We start from the raw sequence: 15,949 nt of genomic DNA on the forward strand, positions 1-15,949 counted from the left end.
AGAGGAAGGGACGGGTCACATGGACAGGTTTTCGAAATGGGCGACCACGGGCTCTCTGGCTTGGCTGGTGATGGCGGTGGGGTTGATTCTGGGCACACACAGCGGGTCGGTGCAGGGCGCGCAGGCGGCCGGGACCGAGGCCACTCCGGCCATCGTCACGTGTCCGGAGACTCCCGTCGCGGCGGCCCCCGCCACGGCGGATTTCACCACCCACGCGAGGTCCTGAGCGGAACTGCCAAGCTCGCGACGCCGCCCGTCGGGCCGGGTCCGTACCGGGACCCGGCCTTTTTTTTTAGGTTCCCTCCCATGCCGCCACGAGAGCGTCCGGATTTCATCCGTCAGATCGTCGCCGAAGATGTGCTGAGCGGGAGGCACGGGGGGCGTGTGCTCACGCGCTTCCCGCCCGAACCCAACGGCTTCCTGCACGTGGGCCACGCCTCCGCCATCTGCCTCGATTTCGAGGTGGCGCAGGAGCACGGCGGGCGTACGACGCTGCGCATGGACGATACGAACCCGACGACGGAGGATCCGTCCTACGTCGAGGCGATCGCACGGGACATCCGCTGGCTGGGGTTCGAGTGGGACGGCGAGATCCGCTACGCGTCGGACTACTTCGGGGCGCTGTACCGGATGGCGCTGCGGATGATCGAGGACGGCTTCGCCTACGTCGACAGCCTGTCCGAGGAGGAGATCCGCGCGCACCGCGGGTCGGTGCGCGAACCCAGCCGGCCCAGCCCGTACCGGGATCGCTCGACCGAGGAGAACCTGGATCTCTTCCGGCGCATGCGCGCGGGCGAGTTCGATGATGGAGAGCACGTGCTCCGCGCGCGGATCGACCTCGCCTCGTCGAACATGAAGCTGCGCGACCCGCTGATGTATCGAATCCGGCACGCGCACCACTACCGGACGGGCGATGCGTGGCCGATCTACCCCTTCTACGACTGGGCGCACGGCCAGTCCGACGCCATCGAGGGCATCACGCACTCCTTCTGCACGCTCGAGTTCCAGGACAATCGCGCGCTCTACGACTGGTTCATCGAGCATACGCGTCCCGCATCCGCCCGCATCGACCGGGTTCCGGGGGCGGAGGGCGGCGGCGGAGAGACGCTCGGTTCCTGGGATCCGCGGCCCCGCCAGTACGAGTTCGCGCGCCGCAACCTAGACTACACGATCGTGAGCAAGCGGAAACTCCTCCTGCTCGTGGAGGAGGGACACGTCTCGGGCTGGGACGACCCGCGCATGCCCACGCTGGCCGGCCTGCGGCGGCGCGGCATTCCCCCCGATGCGATACGCGCCTTCTGCCGGCAGGTCGGGATCGGAAAGGCCGACAACCGGGTGGAGATCGCCACCCTCGAATGGGCGGTGCGGGAGGCGCTGAACAAGCGGGCGCCGCGCGCGCTCGCGGTGCTGCGTCCGCTCGAGGTCGTCGTCGAGAACTGCCCGGAGGACGAGGTGGACTGGATCGAGGCCCCGTACTTCCCGCGCGGCGCTGATGCCCCGCCCGAAGGGTGGCCGCAGACGCGGAAGGTCCCGTTCACCCGGGTCCTCTACATCGAGCGGGACGATTTCGCGGAGGAGCCGGCCCCCGGCTTCCGCCGGCTCGCCCCGGGGCGCGAGGTGCGCCTGCGGCACGGCTATTTCATCACGTGCCGCCGCGTGGTGAAGGACGACGCGGGCGAGATCGTGCGCCTGCGCTGCACGTACGACCCGGAGACGCGCAGCGGATCGGCCCCCGATGGGCGCCGGCCGGCGGGCACCATCCACTGGGTGTCGGCCACGGAGTCGGTGCCGATGGAGGTCCGCCTCTACGATCGTCTGTTCCACGTCTCCGATCCGGCCAGCGGCGCCGAAGGCCTGCGCGAGAGCTTGAACCCGGACTCGCTGCAGGTCCTGACCCACGCGCGCGGCGAACCGAGCCTGGCCGGCGATCCCGTTACGGCCGGCGATCCGCCCGGGACGGCCTATCAGTTCGAGCGGCTGGGGTACTTCGTCGCAGACCGGGCCACACGGGCCGGGACGGCGGGGGCGACGGCGGAGGCGACGGCGGAGGCGGGCGGCGAAGCTCCCGACGGCGGCCCGCTCGTCTTCAACCGGACGGTGACGCTCCGCGACGCCTGGAGCCGGCGCGCGCAGTCGGACGGCGCCCGCGACACCGACTCCCCGGAGGCGCGGACCCCAGCGGCGGACGGGTCGGCCGCGCCGGCCATCCCCGGGATCGATTCGGCGCGGGAAGCGCGCGATGCGGCGAGGCGCGCCGACCCCGCGCTCCAGGCGGCCTTCGACCGCTTCCGGGACCCGCTGGGTCTGCCGGACGAAGTCGCCGACCTGCTCAGTGGTTCCGCCGAGTCGGTGCGCTATTTTGAGCGCGCGATCCGCGGCGGCGTGGATCCGGCCACCGTGGCGACCTGGCTCGTGCACGAGGTCCGCGGCGCCGGGGGCAGCGAGGGCGACGCGGGCGCCCTCCAGCCGGAGGCGCTGGCGGAGCTGGTGGAACTCGTGCTTGAGCGCTCGATCTCGCGGGCGGTGGCGAAGTCGCTGCTGGCGCGGCTCGTGGAGGACGGCGGAAGCCCCCGGGAGATCGTCCGGCGCGAGGGGCTGGGCCGGATCGGCGATGCGGAACAGATTCGCGAGGTCGTCCACGGTGTCGTGGCGGCCCACCCGGCCGAGGTGGCGCGCTATGCCGCCGGGCACACCGGCCTCGCCGGTTTTTTCGTGGGCCAGGTCATGCGCGCGACGCATGGACGCGCGGACCCGGCCATCGTGAGGGAACTCCTTGAGGAGAGTCTCAATGACGCGACGTGAAGCGGTGCTTCGATCGCTCCGGCGTACCCGCCGCGGGTTTCTCGTGCTTGCCCTCTGGGGGCTGTGGCCGGCCGCGGCGCTCGAGGGGCAGGATCCGGTCCCCGCGGACAGCGTGATTTCGCTGGGCGAGCTGATCGTCTCGGCGCTGCGCGCGCCCACTTCCGTGAGAGACGTCCCGGCCAACGTGACGACGGTTACGCGCGAGGAGTTGCGCCTTTCCGCCGCGCAGACACTCCAGGACGTCCTGCAGGAGGTCCCGGGCCTCAACTTCCGCTTCCCGTTCCAGGCCGGCGTCGCGCATCCCTCCTGGCAGGCCGTGACCATTCGGGGACTGGGAGGCACCGCCGCCAGCCGGACGCTCGTGCTCGTGGATGGCGTACCCCTGAACGACCCCTACTTCGGCTGGGTACGCTGGAGCCAGGTCCCCGTGGAGGTCATCGAGCGCATCGAGATCGTGCGCGGCGGAGCCACGGTCAGCTGGGGCAGCCAGAGTCTCGCGGGTGTCGTCCACGTGATCACGCGCTCGGGTGGCGCCGGCGGGTTCTCCGCGGGCGTGCAGGGAGGGAGCCAGTCCACCTTCCGCGGCGACGCGATGGCGTCCTTCGGCGACGACCGCGCGGGCGGCTACGTGGCGGGCGAGTTCTTCGACAGCGACGGCTACATCCTGACGGAGCCCAGCCTGCGTGGCGCGGTGGACATCCCCTCCGCGTCGAGCCACGGGGCCCTGCGGGCGAAGGTCGAGTTCCAGGCCGGGGACCGCCTGCGCATCCACGCCCAGGGGAACTACTTCGACCAGGACAAGGACAACGCGACCCCCCTCCGCAACAACACCACCGAAGCGGGCTTCGGACAGGTCGGGGCCACGCTCACGACCGGCGAGACGTCCACGCTCGCGTTCAACGCATACATGCAGTCACAGACGTACGTGAATTCGTTTTCGGGGGTCGGGGCGGGCCGGAACAGCGAGGAGCCGTCCATCAGCCAGGACGTTCCCTCATCGGGGGTGGGCGCCAACCTCGTCTGGAGCGGGGAAGACTTCGCCCTGGGCGCCGATTTCCTGCGGGCGACCGGCGCCGCGACCGAGCAGTACCTGTTTCGGGACGGCGCCTTCGCGAGACAGCGCGAGACCGGCGGCGATCAGACCCTGTTCGGCCTCTTCGCTCAAAGTCGCATCGACCTCGGCGAGCGCTGGCGGTTATGGACCGGCACGCGGCTCGACGTGTGGCAGAATTCGTCCGGCTCGCGGCACATCTTCAACACGGCAGACCGCAGCGTGCTCACGGACGAGGCGTTCGAAGACCGCAGCGGGACGCAGTTCAGCTCGAATGTCGGCCTTTCGTTCGAGGCCTCCGAACGCGCCGCGCTGCGGCTGAGTTTCTACACCGGCCTCCGGGTCCCGACCCTGAACGAACTGTACAAGCCGTTCCGCGCGGCCGGGAACGTCGTCAACGAGTCCAACGCGGCGCTCGATCCGGAAAAGGTCAGTGGCGCCGAGATCGGGGTGGACCTTCAGCCCGACCCCTCCGTGCTGATCCGGCTGACCGGCTTCCTTGCGAACGTGAGCGATGCGATCACCGACGTCACGATCCAGGAAGCCGAAACGTCCGGCGTCATTCAGCCGTGCGGCTTCGTGGCGGCGGGGGGCGTGTGCCGCCGCCGCGACAACGTGGGCACGTTCTGGAGCGCCGGACTCGAGACCGAAATCGAACTGCGGCCGTCCGCGGCCTGGCTGCTGGCGGTTAGCCACCAGTACAACCCGACGGAGGTGACGGACGCGCCGGGCCGCCCGGACCTGATCGGCAACGAGGTGCAGGGGAGCCCGACGCACCGGGCCATGCTGCGGGTCGGCCACATCGATCCGACGACCCTCGAAGTGGTCGCCACGGCGCGCTATCTGGGTGCCCGCTTCGACAACGACCTCAACACGGGCGAGATCGCGGGCTCGTTCCTGGTCGACCTCCGCTTCCGCCGCCGGCTGACGAGCCGGCTGAGCGCCTTCGCGAGCGTGCAGAACATCTTCGATGCGGTCGCCGAAATGTCCCACGACGCGAACGGCTTCATCCGGGTGGGCGCGCCCCGAACCCTCGTGGGCGGCCTGCGGGTGCGCTTCGGCGGCTGACCCGGCGCGTCAGTCGTCGAGGGCGAGCCGTGACATGAGGGTGTCAATCTCCTGGCGGAGTTCGGCCACGAGGTCGTCGAGCGGGATGATCCGGCTCTCGCGGACGCCGCGGTGGCTGAGTTCGGCGCCCCCCGCCTCCAGCGAGCGCTCGCCGATGACGAGGCGCAGCGGGAGGCCGCGCAGGTCGGCGTCGTTGAACTTCACGCCGGCGCGGAGGTCCCGCCGGTCGTCGTAGATCACCTCGATCCCGCCGGCGCACAGCTCCTCGAACACCCGGTCCGCGGTCGCCCACGTTTCCTCCTCGCGCGCGAGCGAGACGAGTGAAACGTGATACGGGGCGACGGAGATCGGCAGCTTGAGGCCGTAGTCGTCCCGGTGTTCCTCGGCCACGCAGGCCAGGAGGCGCCCGGTCCCGATCCCGTACGAGCCCATCCAGATCGGGCGCTCGGTCCCGTCCTCGTCCGTGTACGTCGCCTCCAGCCCCTCGGAATAGCGGGTGCCGAGCTGGAAGATGTTCCCCACCTCCACGCCGCGGGCCATGCGCAGCCCGTCGTCGCAGCGCCCGCACCGCGCGCCCTCGAAGGCGAGGGCGACGGATCCGACCACGGTGGGCTCGTAGTCGCGGCCGCAGCAGACGTTGCGGAGGTGGTAGTCCGTCTCGTTCGCCCCGAGCACCAGGTTCGGCGATTCCACGACCCAGCGGTCGACGACGAAGATCGCGGCGCCGGGCTCGACGCCCACCGGCGAGGCGAATCCCGGCACCATGCCGGCCGCCGCGATGTCCTCCTCGTGCGCCGGGCGAAGTTCGAGCGCGCCCGCGAGGTTCTGGACCTGGATCGGGTTCACCTCGAGGTCGCCGCGCACGATCGCCGCGATCAGCTTCTCTTCGCGCGCTCCCTCCTCCCCCGCGAAGCTGCCCATGTAGAAGACCATCTTCCCGGTCTCCGGCGCGGAGATCCCGAGCAGCCCCGTCACCTCCTCGATCGTGGCCGTGCCCGGCGTGTGGACGCGCTCCAGCGGCGACATCTCGCCTTCCCGGGGCTCCAGCGTGAACTCGGCGACCTCCCGGTTCGCGGCGTAGCCGCAGGCGTCGCAGAGCGCGAGGCTGTCTTCGCCGATCGGCGTCACGTACATGAACTCATGGGCGATCTTGCCGCCCATCATCCCCGTATCGCTCCGCACGGCCGTGAGCGGCAGGGCGCAGCGGCGCCCGATGCGCTCGTACGCCTCGTAGTGCCGGTCGTACTGCTTCGCGAGCCCTTCCGGGTCCCGATCGAGCGAGTAGGAATCCTTCATGATGAATTCGCGCACGCGAATGAGGCCGCCGCGGGAGCGGAGTTCGTCCCGGAACTTGGTCTGCATGTGGTAGACCATGGCCGGGAGCTGCCGGTAGGACTGGATCTCCGACGCCGCGTGGAAGGCCACCACCTCCTCGTGCGTCATCGCGAGGAGCAGGTCGCGCTCGCGGCGGTCGACGAACCGCGCCATGGTCGCATCGATGTCGTACCAGCGGCCCGTCGCCTGCCACAGCTCCGCCGGGTGCACGACGGGCATCGACAGCTCCTGCCCGTCGATCTGGTCCATCTCCTCGCGCAGGATCTGCTCGATCTTCCTCAGGGACCGCCACGCGAGCGGCAGGTAGGAGAAGATGCCCGCCGCGATCTGGCGGACGTAGCCGGCCCTCAGGAGGAGGCTGTGGGACTCGATCTCGGTTTCCCCCGGCGCCTGGCGCAGGGTCATGCCGAAGAGATTCGAGACTCGCTGTCCTGTGCGTTCGGTTCGATTCACGGGTCGACCGCTCGGAGTGGTTCGGAATGGGCTCGGAATGGTAACGGGTTCCGCCGGACGGCGCGGAGAGACACGCGACGCTAACCGGCCCGCTGTCCACAGGCCAGCGGTTCGATAAGATATCGACCGGGCACCGGCTCGGCCCGACACCGATACGACCTCATCCCCGGAGTGACCCGTGCTTCGAAGGCCCGCAGCGCTCAGCGCGAAGCCCGTCATGATCGTCGTCCTCGCCACCGCCGTGGCGATCCCCCTAGCCGCCCGCCCGCTGCGCGGCCAGGAAGCCGGGCAACCCGCGGCGGAACTCGCGGCGCTGCACAACATCGTGGCGGCCGTCTCGACCGCGCGCGTGGAAGCCGACATCCGCCGGCTCGCGGGCTTCGGCACCCGCCACACGCTGTCCGACACGCTGTCCGACACCCGCGGGATCGGGGCCGCCCGGCGCTGGATCAAGGCCGAGTTCGATGCAATCTCCGCGGCGTGCGGCGGGTGCCTGGAGGTCTCGTACCAGACGTCCCTCGTCGTCGGCGCGGCGCGCATCCCCGAGGAGACGGCCATCGTCAACGTGCTCGCGATCCAGCGCGGGACGACGGACCCGGGCCGCTACGTCGTGATGTCGGGCGACATCGACTCGCGCGCTACGGGCGCCCTCGACGGCGTCACCGACGCGCCCGGCGCGAACGACAACGCGTCCGGGATGGCCGGCGTCCTGGAGGCCGCGCGCGTCCTCACGCAGTACGAGTTCAACGGATCCATCATCTACGCCGGGCTGTCCGGCGAAGAGCAGGGGCTGTTCGGCGGACGGCACATGGCCGAGGTCGCGCTCGACGAGGGCTGGCGCCTCCAGGCGGTGCTGAACAACGACATGATCGGCAACATCCAGGGCCAGAACGGCGTCTCGGACAACACCATCGCGCGCATCTTCGCCGAGGGCACGCGGGCGGACGAGACCGAGCAGGTCGCCGGGCGGCGGCGCGTCACCGGGGGCGAGGTGGACTCCCCGTCGCGGAACCTGGCCCGTTTCGTCGACCGTCTCGTCGACGGCTACGTCCCGAATCTCGACATGATGATGGTGTACCGGCTGGACCGGTTCGGACGCGGCGGACACCACCGGCCGTTCAACGACGCCGGCTTCCCCGCCGTCCGGATCATGGAGGCGAACGAGGACTACCGGCGCCAGCACCAGGACATCCGCGTGGAAGATGGCGTCGAGTACGGCGACGTGATCGACGAAGTCGAGTTCGATTTCGCCGCCAAGCTGACGGCGGTCAACGCGATCTCGCTCGCCGCCATGGCCTGGGCTCCCGCGCCCCCGCGGAACGTCGCGATCCAGGGCGCCGTCCGGCCGTCCACGACGCTCAGGTGGGACCCGGTTCCCCCGGACCGCGCCCCGAACCTCGCGGGATACCGCGTCTACTGGCGGCTCACCGATGCGCCGCAGTGGCAGTGGAGCGTCTTCGCGGGCGACGTGACGGAGCACACGCTCGAGAACATCGTCATCGACAACTACCTCTTCGGCGTGGCCAGCGTGTCCGAGGACGGCTACGAGAGTCCCGTCGTCTTCCCCTGGCCCATCGGCGCCTTCGAGCCGCTGGTATGGACCCGGCCCGACCCCGGTAGCTAGAAGCCGCCAGGCGCGGCGCCGGGTGGCCCGAATCCCGGCTTCCAGTTGTCGTGCGGCTAGGCGCGGCGCCAGGCCCAGCGGAACAAGACGAAGCAGAACAGCAGGGCGACGGCGATCCACAACCCGCCCCAGACCAGCGTGGGAACGCCGGTGAGTTCGGCCAGCATCCGGGCATCCGACCGCAGCTCCGGCCGGTCGAGGATGTCGCTCTTGATGTCCAGCACCGCGTAGAGGCAACTCGTGAGGCCGAGCGCGGTGAGCAGGACGCGGTTCACCGCGGCGCTCGCCCGCCAGGCCACCGCGAGCAGCGCCGCAGAGAAGGCGAGCCCGAACGCGACGGCAAAGGACTCCTGCGCGAAGAGCAGCGTCATGCCCCCCACGGTCGCGGCGAGGACCGCGGAAAACCACGAACTGAGCGTCGGGAAGCGTTCCGCGCTCCAGATCATCAGCCCGCCCCACAGCAGACTTCCGAGATACCCCGCCGACAGGCTCAGGAACGCATTCCCGCCGGGACACCGGCACAGTCCTCCTTCGCGCGGCGTCACCTCGATGGCGAGGATCTGGCCCCCCGTCGCCAGCGTCGCCAGCCCGTGGCTGATCTCGTGCATGAGGACGACGAAGAGCTTCACGGGATACACGAAGGGCGTGTCCCAGAGGAACCAGACGACCGCGAAGAGGCCGACGAACGCGGCCAGGAAACGGACTCGCCGTTTGGATTGATCGTTCATGCGTTCCTCATACGGGATGCGCTGGGCGCCGGTGTCGGCGAGCGCGGGCCGTCACGTCGCGTCGGGCCATCACGGTGCGCCGGGCCGTCACGTGGCGATCAGGATGGCGAGCGCGACGAGCGTCATGGCCACGCCCGCGAGCGCGAATACCGGTGCCTTCCGGTCGAACCACCACCGGCAGACGGCGAAGACCAGCGAAAAGAGACCCAGCGTCGCATAGACCGGGAGCAGCGCGCCGGCCCATGCCGTGCGCTCGCTGAGCGCCAGCACGGCCAGCCCCGCGGCGAGCGTCGCGATGAAGAGGGAGCGCTCGTCGGTCAGGGGCGGCTGCGGCCAGCGCGTGGCCGGCAGCCAGCCGCCGAGGGCGAGCGGGGCCAGGAGGAACGCCTCGCCCAGCACGGTCAGCCTCCAGGCGTGCTGTGCCGGACCCGCGACCAGGAACGCGTCCGTGAACGCGGCGAACCCGGCGGACGTCGCGGAGACCGCGGCCATGAGGTAGAGCCCGAAGGCGATGATGCGACCCGAGATCCGCGCCGCGTGGAAGGTCCCCGGGGCGTCCCGGCGCAGACGAAGCGCCGGCACGGATTCCGCGGGCGATCTGCCGACGGTGCGGGGCAACCACCCGAGGCGTCCGGAGCGCCTGGACCGCTTGGACCGGGCCAGCAGCCGCGCGCCGACCCTGCGCACTTCGTCGGCCTCCGCCGCCGACAACTCCGCGCGGGCCAAGGCGGCGTCCAGTTCGTCCTCGTCCAGCAACACGCCGGCTCCCCCCTCCGGCAGCCACACATCGAGGTAGAGGTCCTCGATGACCCAAGGCGAGGACTCCAGTCGCGGGGGCCGGATGAGGTTGATGTAGTAGCCCTGGAAGGCGCCGCGGCCGTGGTAGAAGGCGCCGATCTCGAAGGGCTGCCCCGGCCGCAGGAACCACATGAGCAGGGAACCGGGCCGGAGGGTCGTGGCCTCGTCGATCCTCACCGGCGCGAAGTCGGCGTCGAGAATCTGAAGCGTGATCTTCCACCGCGGGCCGTCCGCGAGCAACTCCTGGCGGAAGCGCTGCACGTGGCTCCCGCGGCGCACCTCCACGTCTACGCGGGGTGCGTCGTCCGGGATCCGGCGCGCGGCTCGCAGCGCGCGGCGCCGTGCCCCCAGCAGGTCGAGACCCACCTACATGTCCGACGGAGACTCCGGGGCCGGCCACGGAGCGTCGGACGTGAACGACCCGTTCGTGTCGGCGAGCCTCTTCAGCCCCGGCGCCGGAGCGAAGCGGTCCCCGTGCTGCGCCTGCAGTTCCAGAAGCCGGTCGCGCACGGCCCCCGCTCCGCGAGACTCCGCCCATGCGAGCGGTCCGCCACGGAACGGCGGGAAGCCCGTGCCCAGCACCATCGCGAGATCGACGTCTCCCGGCCCCGCCACGACGCCTTCCTCCAACGCGTACATGGCTTCGTTCACGGAAATCAGCAGGCAGCGATCGATGATCTCCTCGGGTCGCACGCCGCCGCCCCCCGAGCCGAAGGCGCGGCTCACCTCCCGGTCCACGCGCTCCTCGCGATCCGAATAGGTGTAGAAGCCGCGATCGTTCTTCTTCCCCAGCCGGCCCAGACTCGTGAGCGTTTCCAGGGCCGCGGAGGGGTGCATGCGGTCGCCGAACGCCCGCGCCATCTCCTTCGCGACGTGCGCCGCCACGTCGAAACCGACCTCATCGAGCAGTCGACACGGCCCCATCGGCAGCCCGAACGCCTTCAGCGCCCGGTCGATACCGACCACGTCCGCTCCATCCTTCAGCAGGAAGCCGACCTCGTTCAGGTACGGCGCGAGAAGCCGGTTGACGATGAACCCGGGGCGGTCCGCGACGAGCACGGGCGTCTTCCCGAGCCGTCGCGCGAGCCGGACCGCCGTGGCAAGCGCCGCATCCGAAGAGGACTCCCCGCGGATGATCTCCACCAGGGGCATCCGGTGCACCGGATTGAAGAAGTGCAGCCCGACAACTCGGTCGGGGCGGGCGGCGGCCCTGCCCAGGTCCGTCACCGACAGCGAGGAAGTGTTCGTCGCGAAGACGGCGTGCCCGGGAAGTTCCGCTTCCACATCCCGAAGGACCTGTTGCTTCACGTGGAGCCGTTCGACGACGGCTTCGATCACGACATCCACATCGCCGAACCGCTCGTAGTCGAGCGTACCGTGGATGAGCGCGAACTTCAGCCCCACCTCCTCCGGCGCAATGATCCCCCGCTTGCCCGCCTTCTGGAGCAGCTCGTTCGCGTGGCGCAGTCCCACATCGAGCGCATGCCGATCGATGTCCTTGAGGATGACCGGGATGTCGTGCGCGGCGGCGAGTTCGGCGATCCCGCCGCCCATGACACCGGCCCCCAGCACGGCGACCTTCTTGACCTCCCGCTGCTGCGCCGCGATCTCGGGAGCGAAGGTCTTGTTCGCGGCCCGGCCTCCGCGGAACAGCCGAACGAGGTTTCGGGAGACGTCCGTCGTGGCCACTTCTCCCAGGGCCTCCGACTCGATGGCGAGCGCCTCATCGATCGGCAGGTCCTGCGTCTCCTCGATGACGTCGATCGCCTTCAGGGCCGCGGGGTATCGTGTCCCCGAGGCGCTGCGCACACGCTTGCGGGCGCCCCGAAACAGAAGGCGGCGACCCAGGCGGGTGTTTTCAAGGAAGCGATCTCGCGCCGTCTCATGCGGAAGTTCGCGCTCGACCCGCCCGAGCACGGCGTCCAGGGCCACCTGCGCGACGGAATGATGGAAGCCCGTGTCGTCGAAGAGTTGGTCGACGAGACCGTATCGATACGCGTGCGAGGCGGAGAGGCTCCTCCCCGTGAGGATCATCGAGAGCGCCCGCTGAATCCCGATGAGGCGGGGCAGTCGCACCGAGCCCCCGAAGCCGGGGATCAACCCGAGCTGGATCTCGGGCAGGCCGATGGTCGTCGCGGAAGCGTCCGAAGCCAGCCGCCAGTCGCAGGCCAGCGCGAGTTCCGTGCCGCCACCGAGACAGGCACCGCGAATCGCGGCGACCTTCGGGATACCGAGCCGTGCCAGCCGGTTGAAGATCCGCTGCCCCATGGCGCTCTTCCGGTGGGCGTCCTCCTCGTCCTCGACCTCGGCGATCTCGTTGACGTCGGCGCCGGCGATGAACGTGTCCGGTTTTGCGCTCCAGATGACGAGCGCGATGGGATGTCCGGTGGCGATCCGCGACTCGAGTTCCGCGAGATAGCGGTCCAGGCGCTGCATCACCTGGAGATTGAGGAGGTTCACCTGGGAGTCGGGGGCGTCGAAGATCAACCAGGCGATCTTGTCCGCGTCGATCTCGAGCCTGAGCGGCGTCGGCTTATCGGCCATGCGTTCCCCGGCTACCCGGCAGCCAGGCCCCCCCGGGGCTGCGCGCGGCGCGAACTAGTGTCGCGTCCCGGCACTAGCAGCGCTGACGCACGCCCTGTCGCAGATCGGCGTTGCCCGGCACCAGCCGCAAAGTGTCCGACGAAGCCTGGTCGACCAGCACGTTCCAGTAGAGTTCGCCGGCCGCCGTGTTCACCCGCGCGTGGATCCACCAGGGCCCGCCGGACGCCGGCGCCCACGCCACCCCATCGGCATCCGTCGTGTCCGCCAGCACCTCTCTTCCCAGCGCCATGAGGAGATCGTCCTCCATGTCGCCGTACCCCGCGAAGGCCGCTTCCTCCCAGGAATCGATGACGATGCAGATCGAATCGACGCGCTGCTGGGTGGCCTGCTGCATCTCGCTGAACTCGTCGAACGCCGCCTGTCGCTGGCGGTTCAGGGCCCGTTCGCGATCCTCGAGATCGCCGAACCGGTCGAACAGTTGCCGGTACTGCGCGCTGCGGTCGTCGAGGTTGTCGAGTTGCGCGGTGATCGACCGCATTGAGTCGCGGACGTTGTTCCAACTCGACTCCGCCGTACTCCACCGGTCCCGCAACTCCTGTTCGGCCAGGGAGGCCTCTTCGAGATCCGCCGGGATCGCCGGCTCGGGCGTCGCGGCCTGCCCGACGATGACCGCGAACAGGGAGTCGCGATCGAATGGAAGAAACTGAACTTCCACGTCGTTCACGGGTTCGGACGCGGCCTCGTCGGCCGTGACCTGCACGGTGATTCTGCCGCCACAGGCGGCCAGCAACGGGAGAATCGCAAGAAGCGGGGTCGCCACACGCAACTTCGACATCAATCGAACTCCAGTTGGGGTGTCCGGATAAGTGGGCGGAATCTAAGAAGCTCCTGCTAGCGGCGGTAGCCGTCCAAAAAGTAGCCGACCGGGTTCACCGCGCGGCCATCGACCCAGACCTCGTAGTGGAGATTCGGACCCGTCGCCGTCCCGGAGACACCGACCTCACCGAGGGTGTCGCCGCGCCGGACCTGGGCGCCCACGCGGACCGCGATTCGGCCCAGGTGAGCGTAGCGGCTCTCATAGCCATCGCCGTGGTCGATTTCGACGACGCGGCCGTACCCGCTCTTCGAGCCGGCGAACGTGACCCGCCCCGCCCCCGTCGCGATGACGGGCGTGCCGAAATCGGCCGAAATGTCGACGGCGGTGTGCGGACGCCGAAGCCCGAGCAGCGGATGCAGCCGGTTATAGCTGAAACCCGAGGAGATCCAGGAGTCTTCCGCAACGACCGGCCAGATCGAGGGAATGCGCTGATACCGCTCGCGCTGCGTCCCGACGGAATCCGCCGCCTCGGTGAGGCTGCTTCCAAGCAGATCCGCCCGTCGCAGCAACTGCTCGATGTCGACCACGACATCTTCGGCCTCCCGCGCCAGGTCCGGGGCGACCTCAAAGAACTCGTCGTTCGCCGGGGAGACGCCGCCGGGACCGCCGACTCCGACCGAGTAGACATCGGGATCAAGCAGCGGAAGGCCGGCGACGAGCCGGAACCTCTGTTCCCGCACGGAGAGATCGTCGAGCGCCTGGCTGAATTGGCCGCTGCGGCGCTCCATGGCCTGCAGGCTGCTGATCAGCTGCCGGTTCTCGGCTCGATAGCGCGCGAGCTGCTCCGCCGCATCCTGCCGCCCCAGCACGGTGGCGACAAAGGCGGAGGCCATCATCAGGAGCACGGCGGCCGCGATTCCGACAGCTTTCGCACGGCGCTTCTCGACGCGATAGCTGCGCGCGCGCCCGCCACTCCCGGGCAGTATCTGTATCGTCCAGTACGAAGGTGTTCTCAAGTCGTCCAGCCGTGAGAGGGGCGAAAAAAAGGCCGGTCAAAGCTACCCGGCCGGTCGCCGCGCGACGGTAACAACCCGCCCGCAGCCGCAACATCGACCGGTAAAGTTACTCGCGGGCGGCAACCAGTGTCAACGTTTTCCGGGCGGCGGCGCGGCGCTCGGATGCGGGGCGGTCAGCGGCGCGGGAAGAGCACGCCGCCCGGACGCACGGCCCGGAGCCCGGCCACGGACGGTTCGAGTCGCTCGAACGCCGGCGGCGATCCGTCGCCCCCCAGGGTCCGCCAGAGTTCGGCGGCCTTCCCCGGTGTGAAGGGGGCGAGCATCGCGGCCACCGTGCCGAGCGCCGCGATGAGCTGTGACAGGACCCCGTCGAGCGCACCCGCATCTTCGCCCGCCTCGCGCTCCGCCTTCGCCAGCGCCCAGGGCTTCGTCTCGTCCACGAACCCGTTCGCCGCGCGCACGACGTCGAACGCCGCCGCCAGGCCGCGGTGGAGCAGATAGCCGTCCATGGCCGCGCGGTATTCCGCGAGGGCGAGCGCCGCTCTCTCCGCGAGTTCTCCATCCCGCGGCGGCGGCACGTCCCCTCCGCGGTACCGCGAGACCATCGACACGACGCGATTCAGGAGGTTGCCGAGGTCGTTCGCGAGGTCCGTCGTGTAACGGCGGTCGAACTGCTCGATGAAGGCGTCCGTCGATGCGTAGTCGCGGTCGCCATCCCAGGGCACCTCCCGCAGCAGGAAATACCGCAGGGCGTCTGGCCCGTGCCGGTCGATGAGTTCGATGAGACCCAGTTCCGTTCCCGCCGACTTCGAGAGCTTGGCCCCGCCGATCCCGATGAAGCCGTGGCCCCACACGCTTTTCGCCGGCTCCACGCCGGCGGCCAGCAGCATGGCCGGCCAGTACACGCAGTGGAAGCGGGTGATGTCCTTGCCGATGATGTGGAGGTCGGCGGGCCAGAGCTTCCCGAACGCCTCGCCGTCCGGATAGCCGATGGCGGTGATGTAGTTCGACAGCGCGTCGAACCAGACGTAGACGGTGTGCCCCTCATCCCCCGGAAAGGGGACACCCCAGCGAATTCTGGAGCGGGAGGCCGAGATGTCGTCGAGTCCGGACTCCAGCAGCCGCATGATCTCGTTGCGCCGCGTGGCCGGCCGCACCGAGCCCGGGTCGTTCCGCAGCCGTTCGAGGAGCGTGTCTCGGTAGTCGGAGAGCCGGAAGAACCAGTTCTCCTCCTCCGTCCACTCGACTTCGCGCCCGGGGTGGAGCGGGCAGCGCCCGTCCGCCAGCTCCTCGTCTTTCTTGAAGGCTTCGCACCCGGCGCAGTAGTGGCCCTCGTACTTCGCGCGGCGGAAGTCCCCGTTCTCGGCGATCCGCTCCATGAGCGCGGTCACGCCGCGGTGGTGGCGCGGTTCCGAGGTCCGGATGAAGTCGTCGTTCGACAGGCCGAGGCGCCGCCAGATGTCGCGGAAGGCCTCGGCGATCCGGTCGACCCACTCCGCGGGCTCCGATCCCTGCTTCTCCGCCTCCTGCTGGACCTTCTGCCCGTGCTCGTCCATCCCGATGAGAAAATGGACGTCGTCCCCGCAGGCGCGCCGGTACCGGGCGATCGCGTCGGCGCCGATCTTCTCGATCGCGTGCCCCAGGTGCGGGTCGCCGTTCGAGTAATCGATCGCCGTCGTGAGATAGAATCGAGGCATGGGGAAGGCGGTGCGG

The 15,949-nt window shown here is 69.7% G+C and carries 11 protein-coding genes; 4 read left to right on the top strand and 7 right to left on the bottom strand.

All coding sequences use genetic code 11. The features are described 5' to 3' along the window. Positions 1-19 precede the first annotated feature (19 nt). From OXN85_01235 to OXN85_01245, 3 genes are all read left to right on the top strand, one after another. The gene (locus OXN85_01235) at positions 20-226 is read left to right on the top strand and encodes a hypothetical protein (GenBank protein MCY3598584.1); all 207 of its coding nucleotides are present in this window, start codon (positions 20-22) and stop codon (positions 224-226) included. Positions 227-306: 80 nt separating this feature from the next. Then, positions 307-2,802, top strand: coding sequence for a glutamine--tRNA ligase/YqeY domain fusion protein (locus OXN85_01240; protein ID MCY3598585.1), 2,496 nt, complete (start codon positions 307-309; stop codon positions 2,800-2,802). Continuing rightward, positions 2,789-4,921: a TonB-dependent receptor gene (locus OXN85_01245; GenBank protein ID MCY3598586.1), complete on the top strand. Its 2,133-nt coding sequence runs from the start codon at positions 2,789-2,791 to the stop codon at positions 4,919-4,921. The genes OXN85_01240 and OXN85_01245 overlap by 14 nt, the downstream gene beginning before the upstream one ends. A gap of 9 nt (positions 4,922-4,930) precedes the next feature. Here the strand turns inward: OXN85_01245 and OXN85_01250 are convergent, their stop codons facing one another. Continuing rightward, positions 4,931-6,709, bottom strand: a complete 1,779-nt coding sequence (locus OXN85_01250; GenBank protein MCY3598587.1) for a proline--tRNA ligase — start codon at positions 6,707-6,709, stop codon at positions 4,931-4,933. A 217-nt stretch (positions 6,710-6,926) separates the two neighbouring features. Between OXN85_01250 and OXN85_01255 the strand changes: the two genes are divergently transcribed. After that, positions 6,927-8,333 (top strand): M28 family metallopeptidase, encoded by a 1,407-nt coding sequence (locus tag OXN85_01255; GenBank protein ID MCY3598588.1) that lies wholly within the window; start codon positions 6,927-6,929, stop codon positions 8,331-8,333. Between the two features lie 56 nt (positions 8,334-8,389). Here the strand turns inward: OXN85_01255 and OXN85_01260 are convergent, their stop codons facing one another. The 6 genes from OXN85_01260 to OXN85_01285 form a co-directional block, all read right to left on the bottom strand. Continuing rightward, complete coding sequence (locus OXN85_01260) at positions 8,390-9,061, bottom strand: M50 family metallopeptidase (protein ID MCY3598589.1); 672 nt, start codon at positions 9,059-9,061, stop codon at positions 8,390-8,392. Between the two features lie 87 nt (positions 9,062-9,148). After that, positions 9,149-10,225 carry a DUF402 domain-containing protein gene (locus OXN85_01265; protein MCY3598590.1) on the bottom strand — a complete coding sequence of 359 codons (1,077 nt, stop codon included), beginning with the start codon at positions 10,223-10,225 and terminating at the stop codon, positions 9,149-9,151. Beyond that, positions 10,226-12,403, bottom strand: coding sequence for a 3-hydroxyacyl-CoA dehydrogenase NAD-binding domain-containing protein (locus tag OXN85_01270; protein MCY3598591.1), 2,178 nt, complete (start codon positions 12,401-12,403; stop codon positions 10,226-10,228). It abuts the gene before it with no gap. Between the two features lie 73 nt (positions 12,404-12,476). Continuing rightward, positions 12,477-13,238 carry a hypothetical protein gene (locus OXN85_01275; GenBank protein MCY3598592.1) on the bottom strand — a complete coding sequence of 254 codons (762 nt, stop codon included), beginning with the start codon at positions 13,236-13,238 and terminating at the stop codon, positions 12,477-12,479. Between the two features lie 56 nt (positions 13,239-13,294). After that, the gene (locus tag OXN85_01280; GenBank protein ID MCY3598593.1) at positions 13,295-14,236 is read right to left on the bottom strand and encodes a M23 family metallopeptidase; all 942 of its coding nucleotides are present in this window, start codon (positions 14,234-14,236) and stop codon (positions 13,295-13,297) included. 173 nt (positions 14,237-14,409) lie between these two features. After that, positions 14,410-15,933 (bottom strand): class I tRNA ligase family protein, encoded by a 1,524-nt coding sequence (locus OXN85_01285; protein ID MCY3598594.1) that lies wholly within the window; start codon positions 15,931-15,933, stop codon positions 14,410-14,412. Positions 15,934-15,949 lie beyond the last annotated feature (16 nt).

The organism is Candidatus Palauibacter australiensis (assembly GCA_026705295.1).
GTDB classification, from domain to species: Bacteria; Gemmatimonadota; Gemmatimonadetes; order Palauibacterales; family Palauibacteraceae; genus Palauibacter; species Palauibacter australiensis.